This is a genomic window from Streptomyces sp. DSM 118878 (assembly GCF_052936595.1).
Genome location: NZ_CP193622.1, coordinates 5,699,949 through 5,721,840, shown reverse-complemented (window position 1 = coordinate 5,721,840; position 21,892 = coordinate 5,699,949). Strand labels below are relative to the sequence as shown.

Sequence of the window (21,892 nt, the reverse complement as noted above, 5' to 3'; positions counted from 1 at the left end):
CCGGACGGGCTCACGTGCCGGTGTGGGACTTCTCCATGGCCTCGCGAAACGCGGCATAGCCGTTGAGCTCGGTGTCGTCGCCGGTCTTGCCCGACTTACGGTTACGGGCGGCCCACGTGCCCCACAGCCCCGCACCGACGGCCGCCAGAAACGGAATCAGCAACCAGGCAAGTGATGCCATGTAGACCTCCCGACCCCTGTACGACCCGCGACTGACTGATCAGCAGATTAACCGTCCGTACGGTCAACGCTCACGGCAGGGGTCGGGTTACGCAACCGGAGCCACACGGGTCAACCGGCCCCGCCGGCCCGCTCCCGCCTCAACAGGCGCCGACCCACTCCTCATTGCCGTCGGAGAACCGCTGGTGCTTCCAGATGGGCACCTCGTGCTTCAGGTCGTCGATGAGTCTGCGGCAGGCGGCGAAGGCCTCGGCCCGGTGCGGACACGAGACGGCGACGACCACCGCGAGGTCGCCGACCGCGAGGTCTCCGACGCGGTGCACGGCCGCCAGGGCCCGCACCGGGAACTCCGCCGTGACCTTCTCGGCGACCCTGCGCAGCTCGGCCTCGGCGGTGGGGTGCGTCGAATAGCCCAGCTCGTCGACGTCCGCGCCCCCGTCGTGGTTGCGCACCGTCCCCACGAAGAGCGCCGTGCCGCCCGCCGCGTCGTCGCCGACGGCACGGAAGACCTCGTCCAGGGAGAGCGGGGTGTCGCGGATCGCGAGCAGGCGGATCGGGTCCTGGGCGGCCTGCTCGCCGGGGTGGTCGTTCGTGGTGCGTGCCATGCGGCCATGGTGCCGCACGGCACTGACATCACGGAATAGATCTTTCGCCCGGCACGCGCGCGTGGGCCCTTGGAGCTCCCTACAGGGACGCCGCTGCGGGGTGGCGCGACCAGTGGCGGCGCGACCGGGGCTCCCCGCGGGGAACGCGCCCGGTGGGTTCCGGGGCCGCCGGGCTTCGCTCCGGGCGGCCCCGGGGGCTCAGATCCGGCGGCGGGCCTTGCGTGCGCGCCGCACCACCGCGGCCGCGCCCAGCAGCGCGACCGTCGCGCCCGCGGCACCCGCCGCCGTCGCGTCCTTCCGGCCGAGCCGCCGTCCCGCCACGGTCCGCCGCCCCGCGACCTCCTCGAGCAGCTCCGCGAGGACCTCCTCGTTGGTCCACTGGGGCCGCCACCCGGCGTCGTGCAGCCGGCTCACGCTCACCACCCAGGGGTACATCGTGTAGGCGAGGTCACCGGCCGGGGACGGCGTGAGGCCGATGCGGTGCAGCCGCGCGGCGGCGCCGAGGGCGACCGTGGAGGGCAGCTCCATGCGCCGGATCCCGCTGAGCTCCTCGACCTCCTCCTGTTCGAGCCAGCCGTCGCAGCCGACGGCGAGCTCCCCGTCGACCTGCTCCAGGACGGCGTACTCCAGGGCGCTGCACAGGTCCTCGACGTGGCAGAACTGCCAGGCGGGCCGGGAACCGGCCACGACCAGGAGGCGGGGCGACTCGAAATAGCGGGTGAGGGCCGTGTCGGTGCCGCCCACCAGCGTCGCGGGCCGCACGACGGTGACGTTGAGACCGGGGTGGGCGCGGGGTGCCCGGCGGGCGAGCCGCTCGACCTCCAGGAGGTCGCCGACGCCAGTGGCCTCGGCGGTCGCACGCAGTTCGGCCTCTTCGGAGAGGGGCAGTTCGTTGTCGGGCAGTGCTCCGTAGACCATCGCCGAGGTGCACAGGACGACGCGGTGGACGCCCGCGGCGGCGGCAGCCGTCAGGACGGTCTGGGTACCACGTACGTTGTACGCGGTACGGGCCGCGCCATCGGTCTCCAGGTCGAGATCGAGCGCGAGATGCACCACGACGTCGGCGCCGCGCAGCTTCTCGGCGATCGCGGGGTCCCGGACGTCCAGGATGTGCCACTGGGCCTGCGTGCAGTCGCCGCGGCGCTCGTCGATGGCGATGACCTGCTTGATCTGCTCCGAAGCGGCGAGGCGCTCGGTCAGTAGCGCGCCCACGCCGGAAGCGGCGCCGGTGACGGCGACGACCGGCCCGCGCAGGGGCGAAGAGGAGGCTGACGGGTTTCGCGCTGCGCGAACCTGTGGATCTGGGGAACTCACCGGGCGTCTCCAGCGGTTGTCTTCAGTACGTACCCGAATGACGCGTACGTACCAGGTGGCATCCATCCTGCCGCAGGCCATCAGTGGGCGAAGCATCGAGGCCCGAACCCGTCATGGTGTCTACGCTGGGTGGTGTTGTAGGGCAGCCGCCGCCGGAACGATACCGGCGGCCTTACGAGCCGAGGAATCCCGTGAGTGACACCCCATTCGGATTCGGCCTTCCGCCGGAGGAGCCGGAAGACGGCGACGAGGGCAAGAAGAAGGACACCCCCGGAGGGGGACAGGGCGCTGGTGGCCCGGCGAACCCGCTCGGTTTCGGGGGGTTCCCCGGGGCCGGCGGCCCCGGCGGCGGTGACAATCCGTTCGCCGCGATGTTCGGTTCGATGAACCCGAACGACCTGGGCGCCGCGTTCCAGCAGCTCGGCCAGATGCTCTCGTACGAGGGCGGCCCGGTGAACTGGGACATGGCCAAGGACATCGCCCGGCAGACCGTCGCCCAGGGCACGTCGGACGGCGTCAAGGACGCCAGCGTGGGCCCGGCCGAGCGCTCCGCCGTCGCGGAGGCCGTGCGCCTGGCCGACCTGTGGCTGGACGACGCGACGTCGCTGCCGTCCGGGTCCGGCACGGCCGTGGCGTGGAGCCGTGCCGAGTGGGTCGAGGCGACCCTGCCGGTCTGGAAGGAGCTCGTCGACCCGGTGGCCGAGCGGGTGGGCCTCGCCATGGGCGATGTGCTGCCCGAGGAGATGCAGGCCATGGCGGGCCCGCTGATCGGCATGATGCGCTCCATGGGCGGCGCCATGTTCGGCCAGCAGATCGGCCAGGCCGTGGGCGTGCTCGCGGGCGAGGTCGTCGGCTCCACCGACATCGGCCTGCCCCTCGGCCCGTCCGGCAAGGCCGCGCTCCTCCCGCTGAACATCCAGGCCATCGGCAAGGACCTGGGCATCGACAAGGACGAGGTGCGGCTCTATCTGGCGCTGCGCGAGGCCGCCCACCAGCGGCTCTTCGCCCACGTCCCGTGGCTGCGCTCGCACCTCTTCGGCGCCGTCGAGGGCTATGCCCGCGGGATCAAGGTCGACACGGCCAAGCTGGAGGACGTCGTCGGCCAGCTCGACCCGCAGAATCCGGAGCAGCTTCAGGAGGCGCTCCAGCAGGGCATGTTCCAGCCGGAGGACACCCCGGCCCAGAAGACCGCTCTGGCCCGCCTGGAGACGGCTCTGGCGCTCGTGGAGGGCTGGGTGGACGCCGTGGTGCACGCCGCGGCCAAGCCCCGTCTGACGTCCGCCGACGCGCTCCGGGAGACGCTGCGCCGCCGTCGGGCGACGGGCGGCCCGGCCGAGCAGACGTTCGCCACGCTGATCGGTCTCGAACTGCGTCCGCGCCGCCTGCGGGATGCCTCGCGCCTGTGGGCCTCGCTCACGGACGCGCGCGGCGTCGACGGCCGTGACGACCTCTGGGAGCACCCGGACATGCTGCCGACGGCGTCCGACCTGGACGACCCGGACGGCTTCGTCCACCGCGAGCAGATGGACTTCTCCGAGCTGGACAAGATGCTCGGCGAGGCGGCGGGCAGCGGCTCATCGGCCAAGCCCGACCTGCGCAAGGACAAGGGTGACGACGAGGGCAAGGGCGACGGCCAGCAGTCCGATGCTTCCGGCGATTCAGGCGATTCCGGCGATTCCGGCAAGGAGTCCCCGGAGGACGAGGGCAAGTGAGTCTGTACGACGACACGGTCCTCGTCCTCAAGGGGTACGAGGACCAGTCCGAGCTGCGCCAGGCCTATCTGGACCACCTGTCCACGCACGGCGACGACGGCATGTGGAAGGCCTGCACGGCGGGCCACGTGACGGCGAGCGCCCTGGTGGTCGATCCCGCACGCGGACGTGTGCTGCTCACCCTGCACAAGAAGCTGCGGATGTGGCTCCAGATGGGCGGCCACTGCGAGCCGGGCGACACGACGCTGGCCGACGCCGCCCTGCGGGAGGCCACCGAGGAGTCCGGCGTACCGGGCCTGACGCTGCTCCAGGGCGGCCCCGTCCGCCTGGACAGGCATCCGATCCCGGGCCCGTGCACGCAGCACCTTGACGTGCAGTACGCCGCGCTCACCCCCGAGGACGCCATCGAGGCGATCAGCGACGAGTCGCTCGACCTGCGCTGGTTCTCGTACAAAGAGGTGGCGGGCGTAGCGGACGAGTCGGTCGTACGCCTGGTGGAAGCCACGAGGGCACGCCTGTAGGGACCGCTTCGAGGCGCCCCGCAAGAGCCGCCGAAGGGGCGCGGGGAACTGCGCGACCAGCCACATACGGCCCGCAGTCCCCGCGCCCCTCAGCTCCGGGTTCGGTTCCGGTGGCTAACTCCAGACGTTGCCCTGGTTCTGTCCCCTGGCGCCCTGCTGGCCCACGCCGAACTGAGCGCCGGCGCCCTGCCCGATGACCGCGTTCTGAGGCGGCAGCATCTCGCTCGGCTGCACGAGCGCGTAGCCCTGCCCCATGAAGCTGAGCTCCCAGCCCTCGCCGGTGTTGCCGCGGCGCCTCCAGACGCCCGAGGAGTGGGTCTGGGCCTGCATCTGCACGCGCAGGCCGTTGGACCAGGCGACGATCGCGTCCGCGTCGGCGTTGACGTACCGGTCGGGCGTGACCTGGAGCATCAGCGGCTGGCCCGACGTCATCAGCGCGACCTTGCCGCGTCCGGAGATGTTGAGCTGGTACTTGCCGGAGCCGGAGATGCCGTACTGGCTGTCCACGGCGATGACCTGGTGGGTCAGCGACGAGTCCATCGCGAGGACATAGCTGCTGTCCACGGTCAGCCCGTCCTGGTCCACGTCCACCACATGGATGTACTGGGCGAGGTTGGCGAAGTAGACGGTGCCCTGACCGTGGCACCGCATCAGGTCGAGGCCCTCGCCCGTCTGCGCGCGTGCCCGCTGGTTGCCCCGGCTCTGGTACTCGGCGTCGAACTCGATCAGGCCCTGGTAGGCGACCATGGAGCCCTTACGGGCCAGGATGTCGTCGTGCCCCTCCAGGGCCACCCGCAGGAGCTGCGGGTTCTGGACGCTGTAGCGCTCGTGCGTCTGCTGCTCGGCATGCGCGAAAAGTGAGCTCTGCATGATGTTGGTGTTCCCCCTCAGCCCCGCGCCCGGAGACGGTCGGTGCTGTCCTCGCTCGGCTGTACGACGACGATGCCCTCTCCGGAGAAGCCCATCTGATAGGCCTCGCCGCTGCCGCGTCCGATGAGGGAACCGGCCTTGAAGCTGCGCTTGCCCTTCACCTTCAGGTTCGGGGACCAGGCGATCAGGGCGTCCGGGTCGACGTACGTCTCGTCCTCGCCGCGACCGCAGTCGACGACGACGGGGGTCCCGCGCGAGGTCAGCGCGACCCAGCCCTGACCGGAGATCTTGATGTTCCACAGGCCCTGGCCGGCGAACTTGGCCATGCCCTTGACCCGCTCGACGCCCCACTGGAGGGAGGTGTCGAAGGCGAGCAGGTTGGTGCCGTTCACCGAGAGCGAGTCGCCCGCCAGGTTGATGACGACGACATCCGCTCCGTAGTCGGCGAGGTAGAGCAGGCCGTCTCCGGAGCACTTCATCAGGGGCGCGCCCTCGCCGGTCATCCACTCGCGTGCGACCTGACGGACGGCGGGCGGGTTCGGCTCGTACTGCACGAAGCCTTCGTAGGCGACCATCGAGCCCACGCGCGCGTAGAGGTCGTTTCCGGTCTGCATGGCCACCTTGACCATGTGGTGGCCGTGGTTCTCCATGCGGGTGGCGACAGGTGCGGGAGCGAAGCCCGCGAGCTGCTGGTTCATGACGGGCTCCCTCAGACCTCGTACGGCTGGACGACGATGAAGTTGCCGGGCGCACCACGGAACTGGAGGTTGACGCTCTCCCCCGTGGAGCCGGCATAGGCGTTGCTGCGCATCCGCACCTGGCTGGAGACGATCGCCTGGGCGGCGGCCGACCAGGCGACGACGGCGTGGCAGTCGGCGAACGTCGTCGGCGTGACGGGCAGCACGACGGGCACACCGTGCGTCTTCACGATGACCGTGCCGGTGCCCTGGAACTGCATGACGAACAGCGCGCCGCCGGGAATGCCGTGGCCCTCGATCCTGCGCACCTCGTGCTGCAGGGTCTCGTCGAACGCGAGCACGTTCTCCGCGGAGACACAGATCGCGTCGCCCTGGAGTTCCATCGGGTGCAGGTGGGTGCCCTCCTCGGCGAGGAAGACCTGGCCACGGCCGGAGCAGCGCATCAGCTGCATCTCCTGGCCGGTGGCATTGCCCACGATGCGGCCCGCGAAGCCGGCGCCCTTGTAGCTGAACTCGACCTTGCCCTGGTAGAGCACCATGCTGCCCTGGCGGGCGAGGATCGGCTGCTCGCTGACCCCGAGGTCGACGCGGACCAGCTTCTCGTTCTGCTGGGTCCAGCGCTGGCCGGTGGGTGCCTCGCGGTACTTCTGCAGCGCGGCGGCGACACCGGCGCCCTGAGGAGCGGCGCCCTGCGGCACGCCCTGAGGCACGCCCTGCGGAGCGGGCTGGCCGGGGAACTGGCCGCCCTGCGGCTGGCCGTAACCGGGAGGCATGGGCGCGGCCGGCGGCTGGCCGTAACCAGGAGGCATCGGGGCCTGCGGCTGCTGGCCGTAGCCCGGAGGCGGGGGCGCGGTCTGGCCGGGAGGCTGCTGCTGGCCGGGCACCTGGCCGAACTGGGGCGGCTGCTGCTGACCTGGCTGGCCGTACGGGGAGGGCGCCTGCGGGGGCGGCACGGAGCCGCCGGGAGGCTGGCTCATCGGGGCCACGATCGTCTGCGCGGCGTGCACCGACGGGTCGGCGGGAGCGGGCGGCGGCGTGGCACCCTGCGGCGGCGCGAAGTGCTGCGCGGGGGCCGGGGCGGCGGGCGCCGGAGCCGGGGCGGGGGCCGGAGCCGGGGCGGGCGCTGCTGCGGCGGGGGCGCCGAACGCCGGCGGCGCCGCGGCCTGCGCGGGCGGCGCGAAGGAGGGCGCGGCACCGCTCTGCGGCGGCGCGGGCGCGGGCTCCTCCTCGGCGACCTCTCCGCCGAAGTTCTTCAGGAGGGCGTCGAGCCCGCCGTCGAATCCCTGTCCGATCGCGGCGAACCGCCAGACGTCCTTCAGATAGAAGTCGCCCAGCATGACGGCGCGCTCCGTGGAGAACTCCGCGCCGCTGAAGGCGTAGCGCGCGACTTCCTCGCCGCCCGCGACGATGCGGATGTACCCCGATGCGACCTGCGACATCTGCCCGGCACCGTCGATCGTCGCCGTGAACGACAGTCGCTGGATCTGCTGCGGGACGCGGTCGAGCGTGACGCGGAAGGACTCGGTGTCGCCGGCCTGCGCGCCGAGGAGCTGGATCGACTCCTCCGGCGACTTCGGCTGGTTGAAGAAGATGAAGTAGCGGTCGTCCGACAGCCGCTCGCTCGCGTCCAGGCCGAAGCAACTGATGTCGAAGGACAGTCCGGGGGCGGAGATCTGCACACCTACGTACAGATCGGTCCCCGCTGTGAGGTCACTGATCTTGGCCTTGTGGCCTCGTTGGAATTCCCTGGCCATACGTAACGACCGTCCCCCATCCCGAATGTGATTGCGTCGCGCCAGGCTAACCGCAAAGTCGGACAACGGACCAAGCCGGTACAGACCCGCTACACAACCGTCCGCGACCGCGGACGCTCACTCCTCGCGGGCGGCGGGCAGATGAGGCAGCCGGTCGGCCGCGACCACACCTTCGAGGTAACCCCGGGCCCTCTCGGTGCGCGGATAGGCCTCCAGGAGACGCCAGAAACTGGGGCCGTGTCCGGGGACGAGCAGATGGGCGAGCTCGTGGACGAGGACGTAGTCCACGACGTACTCGGGCATGCCCTGGAGCCGGTGCGAAAGACGGATGCTGCCCTCCGAGGGGGTGCAGGAACCCCACCGGGTGTTCTGGTTCGTGACCCAGCGGACGGAAGCGGGCCTGGCCCGGCCCCCGAAGTACTGCTCGGAGAGCTGCTCGGCGCGCTCGGAGAGCTCCGCGTCGCCGAGGAGCCGCTTGCTCTCCTGCGCCGCGAGCTTGTCGAGCATCACGCCGACCCAGCGCTGTTCCTCCGCCTCCGACATGCGGGCGGGGATGAGGACCACGGTGCGGTCGCCCTCCCGGTAGGCCGAGACCGTTCTGCGCCGGCGGGCGCTGCGTCGGACCTCGACCGCGCTGGCTTTCGCACCGGTTTTCGCACCGGCTTTCGCGCCGGACTGCGGCGGACTGGTCGTGCTGCGCTGTGGAGGCCCTGCGCGGCGCGCCGAGGTCTCCCCAGCGACGCGAGGGAACGGGTCTGCGGGCACGCCCCGACGTTACCCGCTGGGCATGGGGGAAGTCCCGCCTCCGGGGCGGTTCGGCGCTGTTCCCCTCCCCGTCCGTTTGACTAATAGGACCGGCCGGTTTGACGAGTACGGCCTATTAGTACGACGAATACCCCCTGCCTGTGGACAACGCGAGGCGGAGATTCGGCGGGGCGGGCACTCTGGCAGTCGATCGGTACCGCGGACGGGCGGCGCCGGCCGGACGACGGGGGACGACCATGCATCCGACGCTGAAGCCCGCGCTGCGGCGCGGCTGGCGGGACCTGAGCACCGTGCAGTTCGGGGTGGCGCCCGCGCACGCCTTGGTGCTCGGCCCGATGGACACGGCCACGAGCAGCTTCCTGAACCTCCTGGACGGCACCCGTGGGCTGCCGCTCCTGCGCGAGGAGGCGCAGCGCATGGGCCTGCCCGAAGGACATGTGGACCGTCTCGTGGGTGAGCTGTCGCGGGCCGGACTCCTCGACGACTCGACGGGCGGCGGGCCCGCCGCCGACGGTCTGCGCGAGCGGGGCGGAGTCATGGACCGGCTGCGGGCCGACCTGGCCTCGCTGTCGCTCTCCTCGTCGGAGCCGGGCGAGGCGATCGGGAAGCTGGCGGCGCGCCGGTCCATGCGCGTGCGGGTCCAGGGCGCGGGCCGGGTGGGCGCCGTGGTGGCCTCGGTCCTCGCCGGCGCGGGCGTGGGCCGGGTCGATGTGCTGGACGGCGGTCAGGTGGAGCCGTGGGACGTCGCACCGGGCGGGCTGCCCGCCGAGTCGATCGGGGAGCGCAGGGACACGACCGTACGACGCCTCGTCCGCGGGTCGGCGCCGGACCGGCCGCCCCGCGCCGCTCCGCCGAAGCGCTCCACAGCCGCCGGCCGTCCGGCAGGGGCGCCCCCGGGTCCTGAGGGCGACGCGGGGCTCTCCCTCGTGATCGTCGCTCCGCGGGACGGGCTGCACGCCTATGCTCCCGACGCCGCCACCGCGGAGGACCTCCTGGCCGCCGGCACCCCTCATCTCTATGCCGGTGTGATCGAGGGCACGGGGGTGGTGGGACCGCTGGTCCTGCCGGGAGCGACCGCGTGTGCCGGATGTCTCTTCCGGCAGCGCGCGGACCGCGACCCCACGTGGCCGCGCATGCTGGCCCAGTGGCGCTCGGGGCGCGCCCGGCATGTGCCCGCGTGCGATCTGGCGCTGTCGACCTCCGTCGCGGGGCTGGTGGCGGGGCATGCCCTCGCGTTCCTGGACGGAGCACCATCGGCCTGTACGAACGCGCGATGGGAGGCGTCCGTGCCCAATTTCCATTGGCACGCGCGCCCGGTCCGGGCACATCCTGCCTGTCCTTGTGGGGCGGCTGAGCACGTTAAGGGGGATCGGCTCACCACGGACAAGGAGCCGCACGCAACAATGGCCGGGTAACCGCCTGAGAGGGCGTGGCAGTCTGGGACTTGGAGGGGCGAATGTCTGATCTTCCCCGGAAGGCGGTCACACGGACCGCCAAACTGGCCGCGCTGCCACTCGGCTTCGCGGGACGCGCGACCTGGGGGCTCGGCAAGCGCATCGGCGGCAAGTCGGCGGAAATCGTCGGCCGTGAGCTCCAGCAGCGCACGGCGGAGCAGCTCTTCAAGGTCCTCGGGGAGCTGAAGGGCGGCGCCATGAAGTTCGGGCAGGCCCTGTCCGTCTTCGAGTCCGCGCTGCCCGAGGAGGTCGCGGGGCCCTACCGCGCGGCGCTGACGAAGCTTCAGGAGGCGGCGCCTCCGATGCCGACCCGCACGGTGCACTCCGTGCTCGCGGAGCGGCTCGGCGAGGACTGGCGCGACCGGTTCCTGGAGTTCGAGGACAAGCCCGCGGCCGCCGCGTCGATCGGTCAGGTGCACCGGGCGGTCTGGGAGGACGGCCGCGAGGTCGCGGTCAAGGTGCAGTATCCAGGGGCGGGCGAGGCGCTGCTGTCGGACCTGAACCAGATCAGCCGCTTCGCCCGGCTGCTCGGCCCGCTGATCCCGGGCATGGACATCAAGCCGCTCATCGCCGAGCTGCGTGACCGTGTGTCGGAAGAGCTCGACTACGCCTTGGAGGCACACGCGCAGCAGGCGCACGCGAAGGAGTTCGCGGACGACCCGGACGTGGTGGTGCCGGCAGTGGTGCACCAGAGCGATCAGGTCCTGGTCACCGAGTGGATGGACGGGACTCCCCTGTCGGAGGTGATCGCGGACGGCTCGCAGGAGCAGCGCGACCGGGCTGGTCAGCTGCTGGCCCGCTTCCTCTTCTCGGGCCCGGCGCGCACGGGTCTGCTGCACGCCGACCCGCACCCCGGGAACTTCCGGCTGGTGCCCGATGGCGAGGATGGCTGGCGGCTCGGCGTCCTGGACTTCGGCACGGTGGACCGGCTTCCCGGCGGCCTGCCGGTGACCATCGGCGAGGCCCTGCGGATGACGCTGGAGGGCGAGGCCGACGCGGTCCACGCGATGCTGTGCGAGGAGGGCTTCGTCAAGGAGTCCGTGGAGCTCGAACCCGACGCGGTGCTCGACTATCTGCTGCCGATCATCGAGCCGATGCAAGTGGACGAGTTCACGTTCACGCGGGGCTGGATCCGCAGCCAGGCGGCCCGCGTGGCCGATCCCCGCTCCCCCGCCCACCAGTTGGGCAAGCAGCTGAACCTGCCTCCGTCGTATCTGCTGATACACCGTGTGACGTTGAGCACCATCGGAGTGCTGTGTCAGCTGGGGGCGACGGTCCGGATGCGGGACGAGCTGGAGGAGTGGCTGCCCGGCTTCGTGGCGGAGCCGGACGTGGACACCGAGGCCGCAGCGGTGGCCGAGGCCGAAGAGGAAGGCGTGGCGGTGGCCGAGGCCTGAGCTGCTCCGCGCCTACCAGCGGTCGGAGTCGAGGCGCCCCTCGATGGCTCTGATGTTGTCGCGCGCGCAGGTGTCGCAGAAGTAGCGGCGCACGCCGTTCTCGACTGAGTAGGTCCAGGTCAGCGGCGTACCGTCGGCGGTCTCGCCGCAGAGGGAGCACACCGGGTCCGCCGCGGGCGCGGCCGCGGAGGCGTCCGCGGCCGGAGGGTTCTGCTGGTCCACCCCGTGACCCTATCGCCCGCTTCCGGACGTGCGCGTGCGTGGGGCACAACGCACTGCGGGGGCCGGTCCGTTCGGACCGGCCCCCGTTCGCTTCTTCGCTTCTGCGCTTCTTACGCTGCGCTTGTCTCTCGCGGTGTCCGGGCTCTTACTGCATGACCGCCATGGCGAGCGCGCGCCGGGCACGCAGCGATGCGCGCTCCGCGCGGCGCTGCATGCGGCGGGCCGCCAGCAGGCGCTCGGCCGGGCGCCGGGCCTCGGCTTCACGCAGTCGTTCGTGCATATGCGCACGAGCCATGGCTTCTGGGATGAGTTGCATCTCACGGGTCCTGTTCTGGCGCGAGGCGTGCGCGCCGGTGGTGGTGAAGTCCTGGGTGGCGGAGCCGGCGGGCTCGCTGGTCGCTGCCTTCATCGGGGCCTGCTTCTTCGGGTCGTGCGTCAGGGGGCGATCGATGGTTCCGGTGCTGTTCATGCGACGACCGGGTTCTTGCGCGGGCGGCCACGGGGCCGCTTGCGGGCAACGACGACGCCCTGGACGAACAGCTCGCCGCCCCAGACGCCCCACGGCTCACGCCGCTCCTTGGCGCCGGCGAGGCAGGCCTCCATCAGCGGGCAGGTGCGGCAGAGCGACTTGGCGTACTCGACGTCGGCCGGGGACTCCGCGAAGAAGACCTCGGGGTCGTACGCACGGCAGGGGACGGGTACGCCGAGGTTCTCGATGGCGTCGTCGAGCGCGGTGAGCGCGGTCAGGGGGGTCAAGGTCGGGTCCTCCGTGGGAGTGGGCGGGGCGATCGCTTGTGCAGGTGGTACGGACGGGGCGTGCGCTTCGAGTTGCACGGTGTGGTTTTCCTCGTCTGGTCGTGCCGGCCTGGGTCGGCCGGTTGGCGGCTGGTACCGGGTCTTGCTGGTGGCCCCTTCTCCTTGTCTTCCTGTTCGGGGAAAACAAAAGGGCCGCGGATCCCGGGTGGGGTTCCGCGGCCCTGAAGGCGCCTGTCTGATCGCTGATCAGACTGGATCACTCCAGGGTTCGAGCCCACGGAAGGCCCACATCAGGTGGTGCTGCGTCGTCTGCTTGCGGAATCCGGCACCGGCTGCCGCAAAGGCATAGGCCTGGGCCTGCGCCTTCGCTACTGCTGCTTCCGGTGCCTTGGTCGGTCGCTCATTGCCCTCGATGGCCTCGCGAACGGGGAGACCGGAGAGAGGCAGGGAGACGGACAGCGGACGCACGGCGGGGGTGCCGCCGGACAGACCGGTGCCCTGGTTCGAGAAGCCGAGCAGGCAGGAAGCGACGACCGAGCGATCGGTCATTTTGGCGGTGCTGATGAAGCTCTCGGTAATGCTGATCACTGGAATTCGCCTCCTCTCGGCGTCTAAGGGATCGACCAGAATCGATCCTGCGGAACAAGTACAGCACGGGGCCAGGGCTTCGGAGAAGCCGCCGTTCCCGTGCCTAAGAACCTATGGGTCTTCCTTGCGCATGCGCAAACTATTTTTTCGACGAGTTTGAATCACTCGTCGTCGGCGCCCCTTACACCGTCCTGACCTGCACAGATAGCGAGGACTTCGGCGCCGAAGCGGTGAAACTTGCGCACGCCGACACCAGGGATGCGCGCCAGCTCGCCCTCGTCTTCGGGCACCGCCTCGGCGATGGCGATCAAGGTCTTGTCCGTGAAGACGCAGTACGCGGGCTGCCCCAGACGCCTCGCCTGGACACTCCGCCACTCCCGCAGCCGTTCGTAGAGCCCTTCGTCCATGTCGGACGGGCAGTCCTCGCACCGCATCAGCTTCATCTCGCCCGCGTCGGTGAGCGTCCGGCCGCAGACACGGCAACGGGCCGGCGTGCGGCTCGTGCGCTGCCGTCGGCCGGATACCGCGCCCGGCGCCGCCTCTCCGGCGCTGCCGCGCTCCACACCGCCGGGGCCGCCGCCCGCCGCGCGCGCCGCCGATCCCGCGCCGGAGCCCGGCCGCAGGCCGTCCAGGAAGCGGCTGGGACGGCGGTTGGGACGGCCGCCCGGTGAGCGGGAGAGCGCCCAGGAGAGCCCGAGGTGCACGCGGGCCCGGGTCACGCCCACATAGAGGAGCCTGCGCTCTTCCTCGACCTGCTCGTCGGTCTTGGCGTAGGTGATCGGCATCATGCCCTCGGTGAGGCCGACGACGAAGACGGCGTCCCACTCCAGGCCCTTGGCCGCGTGCAGCGAGGCCAAGGTGACGCCTTCGACGGTCGGGGCGTGCTGGGCGTTCGCCCGCTCGTCCAGCTCGGCCACGAGGTCGGCGAGGGTCGCGTCGCCTTTGGCCCGCGCGAAGTCCTCGGCGAGGCGGACCAGCGCGGCCAGCGACTCCCAGCGGTCACGGACCGCGCCGGAGCCCGCGGGCGGCTCCGACGTCCAGCCCTTCGTGGAGAGCACGGCCCGCACCTGGGAGGGCAGGTCGACGACGTCGTCCAGGAGTGCGTCGTTGCCACCGAAGCGGGCGGCGCCGCGCAGGGCCGCGCCCGCCTCGCGGACCTCGGTGCGCTCGAAGAACCGCTCGGCGCCGCGCAGCTGGTAGGGCACGTTGACGTCGGCCAGGGCCTGTTCGTAGATCTCCGACTGGGAGTTCGTACGGAAGAGGATCGCGATCTCGCTGGGGGGGACGCCGTCGGCGATCAGGGCGCGGATGCGGCGGGCGGCGCCCTCGGCCTCGGCCGGCTCGTCCGCGTACTCCGTGTAGACCGGCTCGGCGCCGGGGTCGCGCTGGGAGATCAGTTCGAGCCGGTGGTCGGCGGCGCGGCCGCGGGCCTGGGAGAGCAGACCGTTGGCGAGGTGCACGACCTGGGGCGTGGAGCGGTAGTCGCGGACCAGTTTGACGACGGTCGCTCCCGGGTGGCGGGTGCGGAAGTTCAGCAGGTGGTCGGGGGTGGCTCCGGTGAAGGAGTAGATCGTCTGGCTGGCGTCGCCGACGACGCAGAGGCTGTCGCGGTCGCCCAGCCAGAGTTCCAGGAGGCGCTGCTGGAGCGGGCTCACGTCCTGGTACTCGTCGACCACGAAGTGCTGGTACTGGGAGCGGACCTGCTCGGCGATGTCGTGCCGGTCCTGGAGGATGCCGACGGCGAGCAGGAGGACGTCCTCGAAGTCGATGACGGCCCGGTCGCGCTTCAGGTCTTCATAGGCAGCGTAGAGCTGGGCGATCTCGGCGGGGTCGCGCGGGACGTCGCGGCCGGATTTGGCCGCCGCGGCGGCGTAGTCCGAGGGGACGGTCTGGGTGACCTTGGACCACTCGATCTCGCTGGTCAGGTCGCGCAGCTCATTGCGGTCGAGGCGGATGCGGCAGGCGGCCGCAGCGTCGGCCACGAGCTTGATCTTGCGGTCGACGATCCTGGGCAGTGACCCACCGACTGCTTTCGGCCAGAAGAACTGGAGCTGGCGCAGAGCGGCGGAGTGGAAGGTCCTGGCCTGGACGCCGGAGGCGCCGAGCTGGCGGAGGCGGCCGCGCATCTCGCCCGCGGCGCGGTTGGTGAACGTGACGGCGAGGACGCTGCCTGGCTGGAGGATGCCGGCGCGCACGCCGTAGGCAATGCGGTGGGTGATGGCCCGTGTCTTGCCCGTACCGGCGCCCGCGAGCACGCACACCGGCCCGTGCAGGGCGGTGGCCACCTCGCGCTGCTCGGGGTCGAGCCCGGCGAGCACCGCGTCGGCAGAGTCCGGGACCTGCGGGAAGAGGGTGGAGTGCGTTGCTGATGTCACCCCTTCATGCTGCCAGGTCGCCGGGGGCGGCTGAGCCGGTTGTCCACAGGGAGGCTGTTGCAGTCGTACTAATGCGGGAATGGCGGCGGGATCGCGTACGTTCCTTCAGTTGCGATGACGCACCCCGAGCGACAAAGGAGCACAAACGACATGCCGGGCACTGTGACGATGTACAGCACCACGTGGTGCGGCTACTGCCGCCGTCTGAAGGGTCAGATGGACCGCGAGGGCATCACGTACAACGAGGTCAACATCGAGCACGACCCGGATTCGGCGGCCTTCGTCGAGAAGGCGAACGGCGGAAACCAGACGGTTCCCACCGTTCTCTTCCCGGACGGCTCGACGCTCACGAACCCCTCGCTGGCCCAGGTGAAGCAGAAGCTGGCCGCCTGACGGTTCAGCCGACGGTGCCCGGCTTCGGCAGGGGCTTGCCGTACCAGAGCTCGATCAGACGGGCCGCAATCGAGATTCCGTAGGGAGGCAGGACCTCCCCGGACTCGAATGCGGCCCGCAGGTCTTCCCGGGAGAACCAGCGGGCCTCCTGGATCTCCTCGCCGTCCACGTTGATCTCCGCGGAGGTCGCGTCGGCCATGAAGCCGAGCATCAGGCTGGAGGGGAACGGCCAGGGCTGGCTCGCGACGTACTCCACGTGGCCGACGGTGACGCCCGCCTCCTCGAACACCTCGCGCCGCACCGACTGCTCGATGGACTCGCCCGGCTCGACGAAGCCGGCCAGGGTCGAGAAGCGGCCCTCGGGCCAGTGCACCTGGCGGCCGAGCAGGATGCGGTCCTCGCTGTCCCTGACCGCCATGATCACGGCCGGGTCGGTGCGCGGGTAGTGCTCGGCGCCGCAGGCCTGGCAGCGGCGGATGTGGCCGGCCGCCGCGATGACGGTGCGCTCGCCGCAGCGCGAGCAGAAGCGGTGCAGGCGCTGCCAGTTCTCCAGGGCCACGGCGTGCACCAGCAGACCCGCGTCGCGCGGTGAGAGCAGCAGCCCCGCCTCGCGCAGCCCGGCGGGGCGCGCCGACTGGTCCATGCGGCCCGGCAGGGAGTCCTTCTGGAGCGCGAAATAGCTGACGCCGTCGTCGTCGGTGCCCAGGAAGTAGCGGTGCTCCTCGGTGAGCGGCGCTTCGAAGGACGGGGTCATCAACAGTTCGGTGCGGCCCTCGGGCGTCTCGTCGATGAGCGCCTGGCCGCCGCAGACCACGAAGACGCGGGTCGTCGGGTGGCTCCAGGCTGCCGCGAGCCACGCCTCGTCCATGCGGTGGTGGGCCGCCCGGTCGATGCCGCTCGGCGCGGTCAGCGAGATCGGGCGGTCCGCGGTGTGGTCGGTCCAGGTGGTCACAGGTGCTTCCAACTCCCCCGATGGAATGGGTGGCTCGGCAGGGCGGCCGGCGGCGTGCTCGGCGGTCCGTGGATCAGTGTGCATCGCGCCAGTTCCGGGCGAGATCGCTCCACAGGTAGGCGGTCGTCTCCACGCCCTTGAGGAGCAGGTCGATCTCGACCTTCTCGTTCGGCGCGTGCCAGCCGTCGGAGGGCACGGAGATGCCCAGGAAGAGCACGGGGGCGGCGAGGACGTCCTGGAGGTCGGCCGCGGGCCCCGAGCCGCCCTCGCGCGTGAAGCGGATCGGCTGCTCGAAGGCGCGGCCCATCGCGCGGACCACCGATTGCAGGGCCGGGTGGTCCAGCGGGGTGAGGCACGGGCGCGTACCTGCGCTGAAGGTGGTGGTGTGCCGGATTCCGGCGGGGACGGTGGCCGCGGCCCACGCGCGTACGGCCTGTTCGACGCGGTCCAGCTCCTGGCCGGCGACCAGGCGGAAGGAGAGCTTCACCACGGCCGACGAGGGGATGATCGTCTTGCTGCCGGCTCCCTGATAGCCGCCGCCGATGCCGTTGACCTCGGCGGTCGGGCGGGCCCAGACGCGCTCCAGGGTGGTGTATCCGGCCTCGCCGCGGGTGCCGTGGGACTTGGCCGTGCGCAGCCAGCGCTCCTCGTCGAAGGGCAGCTCGGCGAAGAGCTCGCGCTCTCGGTCGGTGAGTTCGACGATGCCTTCGTAGAAACCGGGGATCGCCACGCGCCCGTGCTCGTCGTGCAGGGCCGCGACCAGGCGGGCGGCCTCGGTGGCGGGGTTCGGCACGGCGCCGCCGAAGGAGCCGGAGTGGATGTCCTGGTCGGGGCCGTGCAGCTGGATCTCGCACTCGGCGAGGCCGCGCATGCCGGTGCAGACGGTCGGGGTGTCCTCCGACCACATGCCGGTGTCCGAGACGATCACCGCGTCGGCGGCGATGCGGTCCTTGTGGGCCTCTATGAGCGCGCGGAAGTGCGGGGACCCCGACTCCTCCTCGCCCTCGACGAGGAGCTTCAGGTGCACGGCGGGGGCGGAGAGCCCGGTGGCCGCGAGGTGGGCGCGGACGCCGAGGGTGTGGAAGAAGACCTGGCCCTTGTCGTCGGCCGCGCCACGCGCGTGGAGGCGGTTTCCCTTGACGACGGGCTCGAAGGGGTCGGTGTGCCAGCCGTCCTCCCGGGCCGCCGGCTGCACGTCGTGGTGGCCGTAGACGAGGACGGTGGGGGCCTGTGGGTCGTCCGAGGGCCACTCGGCGAAGACGGCGGGCGCCCCGGGCGTCTCCCAGATCTCCGTGACCGGGAAGCCGGTCTCCTTGAGCTGGGCGGCGAGCCACTCGGCGCTGCGGTGCACGTCCCCGATGTGTTCGGGCTGGGCCGACACGGACGGGATGCGCAGCCACTCCGCCAGCTCGTCGAGGAAGGCGGCGCGGTGGTTCTCGATGTACGTACGGACGGCGCTGTCCGGGGTCTCGCTCATGGTCACGAGCCTATCCGCCATCCGAGGTGGATTCGTCCGGCGGTTCGCCTCCGGAGTGATCGGCCGCCGCAGCAAGCGGAACAGAGTGTTCCGCTCCTGGGGACGGCTCTCCGAGCAGCAGACGTTCGAGGTCGGCACGGTCCGGGAGGTTCCTGGGGCGGGCGGTCTCTCCACTGCGTACGTAGCAGAAAGCGGCCTTCACCGACTCCGGGGGGACACCTTGCTGCTCGGCCCAGGCGAGGCGGTACACGGCGAGCTGGAGGGGGTCGGCACTGCGGGTGCGGCTGGTCTTCCAGTCGACGATCTCGTACGTCACGTCGTCGCCGTCACCCTCCTTGTAGACGGCGTCGATGCGCCCCCGGATCACGCGGCCCGCGATGACGAACTGGAAGGGGACCTCGACGCGGTACGGGGTGCGGCGGGCGTACTCGGTGCGCTCGAAGGACTCCTTGAGTGCCTCCAGGTCGCGCTCATCGGCGATCTCCGCCTCGCCGGGCTCCCCGCCCGGCAGGTCCTCCGGGCCGAGCATCGGCAGCGGCAGCTCCTCGAAGCGGGACTCGACCCAGGCGTGGAACCGGGTGCCTCGGCGGGCCGCGGGCTGCGGCGGGCGCGGCATGGGGCGAGCGAGGTCCTGCGCGAAGCCGTCCGGGTCGGCGGCCAGGCGCATCAGCTCGGACGCGGTGAGCGAGGACGGCACGGGGACGTCCCTGACCGCCGCACGGGCGCGCAGGAGCTCTCCGGCGAGGGCGTCGAGGTCGCGGTCCCAGGAAGCGAGGGTGCGGGCCTCCTCCGGGGTGAGGCGGGTGCCGGGTCCCGCCGGGGCCGCTTCGGCGTCTGAGGCGCGGTCGGCGGGGTGCGGGCGTGCTTCCGGAGGCGGTGCCTGGTGGGGCACGCGCGCGTGGGCGGGGCTGTCTCCCGCTCCCGCCGCCCCCGGAGCCGGGGCCGGGGCCGGGGCCGGGGCATGGGCCGCCCCGTCGTCCGCCGGGTGCGGGAGCGTCGGGCGCTCCGTCGCGAGGTCGTCCCAGTCGTCCCAGCCGTCCCAGTCCACCGCGTCGAGATCGGCGTCTCCGTGGACGGCCTCTCCGTGGACGGCCTCTCCGTGGACGGCGTCCTCGTAGAAGGCTTCTTCGGGGAGTGCTTCTTCGGGGAGTGTTTCTTCGTCCTCCGGGGGTGGCGGCCACTCCGGGTCGTCGGCCGGGGGCACGTCGTCCTCCGCCGACGGGTGGGCGTCCACGTGGGAACGGGCGGGCTCCGGCGCGCCCTCGCGCGTGAGGCGGTCCAGGTGGTCGAGGACGGTGCGGGCGGCGGCCCGGCGGCGGGCCAGCGCGGCGTCGTCCAGGGGCAGTGGCCAGGCCTGGTCGGCGGAGGCCTCGCGCAGGGCAGGGTTCTCCTCGTCCTCGGCCGGCTCGTCCGCCCAGGCCTCGATCTCGCCGTGGCCCGCCGCGCAGTGTTCGTACAGCGCCTGGAGGAAGTCCGAGGGGCCGCGCCGCTTCTTCTGGGAGGGCCCCCACCAGTGCCCCGAGCCCAGGAGGAGCGAGCGGGGGCGGGTGAATGTCACATAGCCCAGGCGCAGCTCCTCGGTGCGCTGGTGGTCCTTCATGGCCTCGTGGAAGGCCTTCATGCCCTTGGCGTCCCACGCCTCGATGTCCGGCAGCGTGGCCGCGTCGCCGCGCAGCTCGTGCGGGACGACCTTGGCCTGCGCGGTCCACTTCTCGCGGCCCTGTCCGCTGGGGAAGGTGCCGTTGACCAGGCCGGGGACGGCGACGACGTCCCACTCCAGGCCCTTGGAGCGGTGGGCGGTGAGCACCTTGACGGTGTTCTCGCCGCCGGGCAGGGCATTGTCGAGGCCCTTCTCGTACTGCGCCGCGGTGCGCAGGAAGCCGAGGAAGGCGAGCAGGGTGGCGGCGTTGTCGTGGGCGGCGAAGGAGGCGGCGACGTCCAGGAAGTTGGAGAGCGTCTCGCGGCGGCGGGCGGCGAGGGCGCCCGGCGAGGCGGAGAGCTCCACTTCGAGCCCTGTGACGGCGAGCACCCGGTGCAGGACGTCCATCAGCGGATCGGACAGCGACCTGCGCAGGTCGCGCAGCTCGGCGGCGAGCCGGGCGAAGCGGACCCTGGCGTCGGCCGAGAAGGGCAGCCCGTCGTCGCCTCCGGAGGAGACGCCCGCGTCCATGGGCGACTCGAGGAACGTGTCGAGCGCGTCCGCCAGCGATATCACCTCGGCCGGGTCGACGCCCTCCACAGCCTCGGCGAGACGCCGGTCGGGATCGTCGGGGGCGGTGTGCCCGGGGCGGACGAGCAGGCGGGCACGGCGGCCGAGCAGGGCCAGGTCGCGGGGGCCGATGCGCCAGCGCGGGCCTGTGAGCAGCCGCACGAGCGAGGCGTTGGCCCCCGGGTCCTGGAGGACCTCGCAGACGGCCACGAGGTCGGCCACCTCGGGGAGGTGGAGGAGCCCGGAGAGGCCGACGACCTCCACGGGGATGTCGCGGGCCACCAGCGCGCCCTGGATCTCGGCGAAGTCCGTCGCCGTGCGGCACAGGACGGCGATCTCGCCCGGGGCCTTGCCGGTGCGCACGAGGTGGGCGATCGAGTCGCCGAGCCAGTCGATCTCCTCGGCGTGGGTGCGCAGCAGGGCGCAGCGCACCATGCCGTCGCGCTCGGCGCCGGGCGCGGGCCGCAGGGCCTCCACGCCCGCGTGCATCGCGCGCAGGGGCTCCGCGAGGCCGTTGGCTAGCTCCAGGAGCCGTCCGCCGCTGCGGCGGTTCTCGCTGAGCGCGTGGCGGGCCGCGGGGCGCCCGTCGGCGTACGAGAAGTGCTCGGGGAAGTCGTCGAGGTTGGCCACCGAGGCACCGCGCCAACCGTAGATCGCCTGGCAGGGGTCACCGACGGCGGTCACGGGGTGGCCCGTCCCGCTCCCGAAGAGGCCGGACAGGAGGACCCGCTGGGCGACCGACGTGTCCTGGTACTCGTCGAGGAGGACGACGCGGAACTCGTCCCGCAGGATCTCGCCGACCTCCGCGCGGGTGCGGGCGAGCGTCGCGGAGAGGGCGATCTGGTCGCCGAAGTCGAGGAGGTCCCTGGAGCGCTTGGCCGCGCGGTAGTACCCGACGAGCTCGGCGAGCTCAAGGCGGGCGGCGGCCGTCTCGGGGACCTTGCGCAGGTCGGGGTTGGTGAGCTTGGCACCGTCCAGGGCGCGGAGCAGCTCGGTGTCGTACGCCCGGAGGCGGTCCGGGCTCACGAGGTGCTCGGCGAGCTCGCTGTCGAGGGCGAGCAGGTCGCTGACCAGGTCGGGGAAGGAACGGGTCAGCGCGGGATACGGACCGGGGGCCTCGCGCAGCACGCGTGCGGCGAGCTGGAAACGGGTGGCGTCGGCCAGCAGGCGGGAGGTCGGCTCCAGGCCGATGCGCAGACCGTGGTCGGTGAGCAGCCGGCCCGCGAAGGCGTGGTACGTGGAGATGACCGGCTCGCCCGGGGAGTGGTCGGGGTCGGCGCGCGGCGTCGTCGTCGAGGGGTGATGGTCGGGCGGGGCACCGAACGGGTCCAGGGCCTCGGGGCCGGTGACCCCGGCCCTGATCAGCGCCTGCCGGACGCGCTCGGTGAGCTCGCCCGCCGCCTTGTTCGTGAACGTCAGGCCGAGGACCTGCTCGGGGGCGACCTGGCCGGTGCCGACCAGCCACACCACGCGCGCCGCCATCACCGTCGTCTTGCCCGAACCGGCTCCGGCCACGATCACCTGCGGGGCGGGCGGCGCGATGATGCAGGCCGTCTGCTCCGGGGTGAACGGGATGCCGAGGAGCTCTTTGAGCTGTTCGGGGTCGGTGATACGAGGTGGCACGTCAGAGAGGCTAGCGGTGGCCACTGA

At 71.9% G+C, this 21,892-nt stretch carries 20 protein-coding genes; 5 read left to right on the top strand and 15 right to left on the bottom strand.

The window, feature by feature from the left end:
* Positions 1 to 10 precede the first annotated feature (10 nt).
* The 3 genes from ACRAKF_RS25560 to ACRAKF_RS25550 all read right to left on the bottom strand — a co-directional run bounded on the left by ACRAKF_RS25560 (position 11) and on the right by ACRAKF_RS25550 (position 2,099).
* Complete coding sequence (locus ACRAKF_RS25560) at positions 11 to 181, bottom strand: hypothetical protein (protein WP_447039857.1); 171 nt, start codon at positions 179 to 181, stop codon at positions 11 to 13.
* A 139-nt stretch (positions 182 to 320) separates the two neighbouring features.
* Positions 321 to 785 (bottom strand): molybdenum cofactor biosynthesis protein MoaE, encoded by a 465-nt coding sequence (locus tag ACRAKF_RS25555; protein ID WP_447039855.1) that lies wholly within the window; start codon positions 783 to 785, stop codon positions 321 to 323.
* A 198-nt stretch (positions 786 to 983) separates the two neighbouring features.
* On the bottom strand, positions 984 to 2,099 hold the full coding sequence (locus tag ACRAKF_RS25550) for an SDR family oxidoreductase (RefSeq protein ID WP_447039854.1): 1,116 nt from the start codon (positions 2,097 to 2,099) through the stop codon (positions 984 to 986).
* A gap of 191 nt (positions 2,100 to 2,290) precedes the next feature.
* Between ACRAKF_RS25550 and ACRAKF_RS25545 the strand changes: the two genes are divergently transcribed.
* Together ACRAKF_RS25545 and ACRAKF_RS25540 are read left to right on the top strand one after the other, a co-directional pair.
* Complete coding sequence (locus ACRAKF_RS25545) at positions 2,291 to 3,811, top strand: zinc-dependent metalloprotease (RefSeq protein WP_447039853.1); 1,521 nt, start codon at positions 2,291 to 2,293, stop codon at positions 3,809 to 3,811.
* The gene (locus tag ACRAKF_RS25540; RefSeq protein ID WP_447039851.1) at positions 3,808 to 4,332 is read left to right on the top strand and encodes an NUDIX hydrolase; all 525 of its coding nucleotides are present in this window, start codon (positions 3,808 to 3,810) and stop codon (positions 4,330 to 4,332) included. Before ACRAKF_RS25545 ends, ACRAKF_RS25540 begins: the two co-directional genes overlap by 4 nt.
* Before the next feature lie 114 nt (positions 4,333 to 4,446).
* On the opposite strand, the gene ACRAKF_RS25535 is transcribed toward ACRAKF_RS25540, so the two are convergent.
* The 4 genes from ACRAKF_RS25535 to ACRAKF_RS25520 all read right to left on the bottom strand — a co-directional run bounded on the left by ACRAKF_RS25535 (position 4,447) and on the right by ACRAKF_RS25520 (position 8,419).
* A complete protein-coding gene (locus tag ACRAKF_RS25535; RefSeq protein WP_447039850.1) occupies positions 4,447 to 5,202 on the bottom strand; it encodes an AIM24 family protein in 756 nt (251 codons plus the stop codon).
* Between the two features lie 17 nt (positions 5,203 to 5,219).
* Positions 5,220 to 5,900, bottom strand: a complete 681-nt coding sequence (locus ACRAKF_RS25530) for an AIM24 family protein (protein ID WP_447039849.1) — start codon at positions 5,898 to 5,900, stop codon at positions 5,220 to 5,222.
* An 11-nt stretch (positions 5,901 to 5,911) separates the two neighbouring features.
* Positions 5,912 to 7,654, bottom strand: a complete 1,743-nt coding sequence (locus ACRAKF_RS25525) for a TerD family protein (protein WP_447039848.1) — start codon at positions 7,652 to 7,654, stop codon at positions 5,912 to 5,914.
* Positions 7,655 to 7,771: 117 nt separating this feature from the next.
* Positions 7,772 to 8,419, bottom strand: a complete 648-nt coding sequence (locus ACRAKF_RS25520; protein ID WP_447039847.1) for a M48 metallopeptidase family protein — start codon at positions 8,417 to 8,419, stop codon at positions 7,772 to 7,774.
* A 236-nt stretch (positions 8,420 to 8,655) separates the two neighbouring features.
* On the opposite strand from ACRAKF_RS25520, the gene ACRAKF_RS25515 reads away from it, so the two are divergent.
* Positions 8,656 to 9,834: a TOMM precursor leader peptide-binding protein gene (locus ACRAKF_RS25515; RefSeq protein ID WP_447039845.1), complete on the top strand. Its 1,179-nt coding sequence runs from the start codon at positions 8,656 to 8,658 to the stop codon at positions 9,832 to 9,834.
* Positions 9,835 to 9,875: 41 nt separating this feature from the next.
* Positions 9,876 to 11,270 carry an ABC1 kinase family protein gene (locus tag ACRAKF_RS25510; protein WP_447039843.1) on the top strand — a complete coding sequence of 465 codons (1,395 nt, stop codon included), beginning with the start codon at positions 9,876 to 9,878 and terminating at the stop codon, positions 11,268 to 11,270.
* A 12-nt stretch (positions 11,271 to 11,282) separates the two neighbouring features.
* On the opposite strand, the gene ACRAKF_RS25505 is transcribed toward ACRAKF_RS25510, so the two are convergent.
* The 5 genes from ACRAKF_RS25505 to ACRAKF_RS25485 all read right to left on the bottom strand — a co-directional run bounded on the left by ACRAKF_RS25505 (position 11,283) and on the right by ACRAKF_RS25485 (position 15,292).
* The gene (locus ACRAKF_RS25505) at positions 11,283 to 11,492 is read right to left on the bottom strand and encodes a hypothetical protein (protein WP_447039842.1); all 210 of its coding nucleotides are present in this window, start codon (positions 11,490 to 11,492) and stop codon (positions 11,283 to 11,285) included.
* A 145-nt stretch (positions 11,493 to 11,637) separates the two neighbouring features.
* Entirely contained in the window at positions 11,638 to 11,961 is a 324-nt protein-coding gene (locus tag ACRAKF_RS25500) for a hypothetical protein (RefSeq protein WP_447039841.1), read from the bottom strand.
* Positions 11,958 to 12,326, bottom strand: a complete 369-nt coding sequence (locus tag ACRAKF_RS25495) for a WhiB family transcriptional regulator (RefSeq protein ID WP_447039840.1) — start codon at positions 12,324 to 12,326, stop codon at positions 11,958 to 11,960. Before ACRAKF_RS25495 ends, ACRAKF_RS25500 begins: the two co-directional genes overlap by 4 nt.
* Positions 12,327 to 12,494: 168 nt before the next feature.
* Positions 12,495 to 12,836, bottom strand: coding sequence for a hypothetical protein (locus ACRAKF_RS25490; protein WP_447039838.1), 342 nt, complete (start codon positions 12,834 to 12,836; stop codon positions 12,495 to 12,497).
* 161 nt (positions 12,837 to 12,997) lie between these two features.
* Positions 12,998 to 15,292 (bottom strand): ATP-dependent DNA helicase UvrD2, encoded by a 2,295-nt coding sequence (locus ACRAKF_RS25485; protein WP_447042161.1) that lies wholly within the window; start codon positions 15,290 to 15,292, stop codon positions 12,998 to 13,000.
* 69 nt (positions 15,293 to 15,361) lie between these two features.
* On the opposite strand from ACRAKF_RS25485, the gene ACRAKF_RS25480 reads away from it, so the two are divergent.
* The gene (locus ACRAKF_RS25480; RefSeq protein WP_447039837.1) at positions 15,362 to 15,604 is read left to right on the top strand and encodes a mycoredoxin; all 243 of its coding nucleotides are present in this window, start codon (positions 15,362 to 15,364) and stop codon (positions 15,602 to 15,604) included.
* A gap of 4 nt (positions 15,605 to 15,608) precedes the next feature.
* Here the strand turns inward: ACRAKF_RS25480 and nudC are convergent, their stop codons facing one another.
* The 3 genes from nudC to ACRAKF_RS25465 form a co-directional block, all read right to left on the bottom strand.
* A complete protein-coding gene (gene nudC / locus ACRAKF_RS25475; protein ID WP_447039835.1) occupies positions 15,609 to 16,556 on the bottom strand; it encodes an NAD(+) diphosphatase in 948 nt (315 codons plus the stop codon).
* A gap of 73 nt (positions 16,557 to 16,629) precedes the next feature.
* Entirely contained in the window at positions 16,630 to 18,033 is a 1,404-nt protein-coding gene (locus ACRAKF_RS25470) for a dipeptidase (protein ID WP_447039834.1), read from the bottom strand.
* A gap of 10 nt (positions 18,034 to 18,043) precedes the next feature.
* A complete protein-coding gene (locus ACRAKF_RS25465; protein WP_447039832.1) occupies positions 18,044 to 21,865 on the bottom strand; it encodes a UvrD-helicase domain-containing protein in 3,822 nt (1,273 codons plus the stop codon).
* Positions 21,866 to 21,892 lie beyond the last annotated feature (27 nt).

Coding starts and splice junctions, on each gene's coding strand:
- ACRAKF_RS25560 (WP_447039857.1), bottom strand. CDS start 181: ATGGCATCACTTGCCTGGTTGCTGATTCCGTTTCTGGCGGCCGTCGGT.
- ACRAKF_RS25555 (WP_447039855.1), bottom strand. CDS start 785: ATGGCACGCACCACGAACGACCACCCCGGCGAGCAGGCCGCCCAGGAC.
- ACRAKF_RS25535 (WP_447039850.1), bottom strand. CDS start 5,202: ATGCAGAGCTCACTTTTCGCGCATGCCGAGCAGCAGACGCACGAGCGC.
- ACRAKF_RS25530 (WP_447039849.1), bottom strand. CDS start 5,900: ATGAACCAGCAGCTCGCGGGCTTCGCTCCCGCACCTGTCGCCACCCGC.
- ACRAKF_RS25525 (WP_447039848.1), bottom strand. CDS start 7,654: ATGGCCAGGGAATTCCAACGAGGCCACAAGGCCAAGATCAGTGACCTC.
- ACRAKF_RS25515 (WP_447039845.1), top strand. CDS start 8,656: ATGCATCCGACGCTGAAGCCCGCGCTGCGGCGCGGCTGGCGGGACCTG.
- ACRAKF_RS25510 (WP_447039843.1), top strand. CDS start 9,876: ATGTCTGATCTTCCCCGGAAGGCGGTCACACGGACCGCCAAACTGGCC.
- ACRAKF_RS25500 (WP_447039841.1), bottom strand. CDS start 11,961: ATGAACAGCACCGGAACCATCGATCGCCCCCTGACGCACGACCCGAAG.
- ACRAKF_RS25480 (WP_447039837.1), top strand. CDS start 15,362: ATGCCGGGCACTGTGACGATGTACAGCACCACGTGGTGCGGCTACTGC.
- ACRAKF_RS25470 (WP_447039834.1), bottom strand. CDS start 18,033: ATGAGCGAGACCCCGGACAGCGCCGTCCGTACGTACATCGAGAACCAC.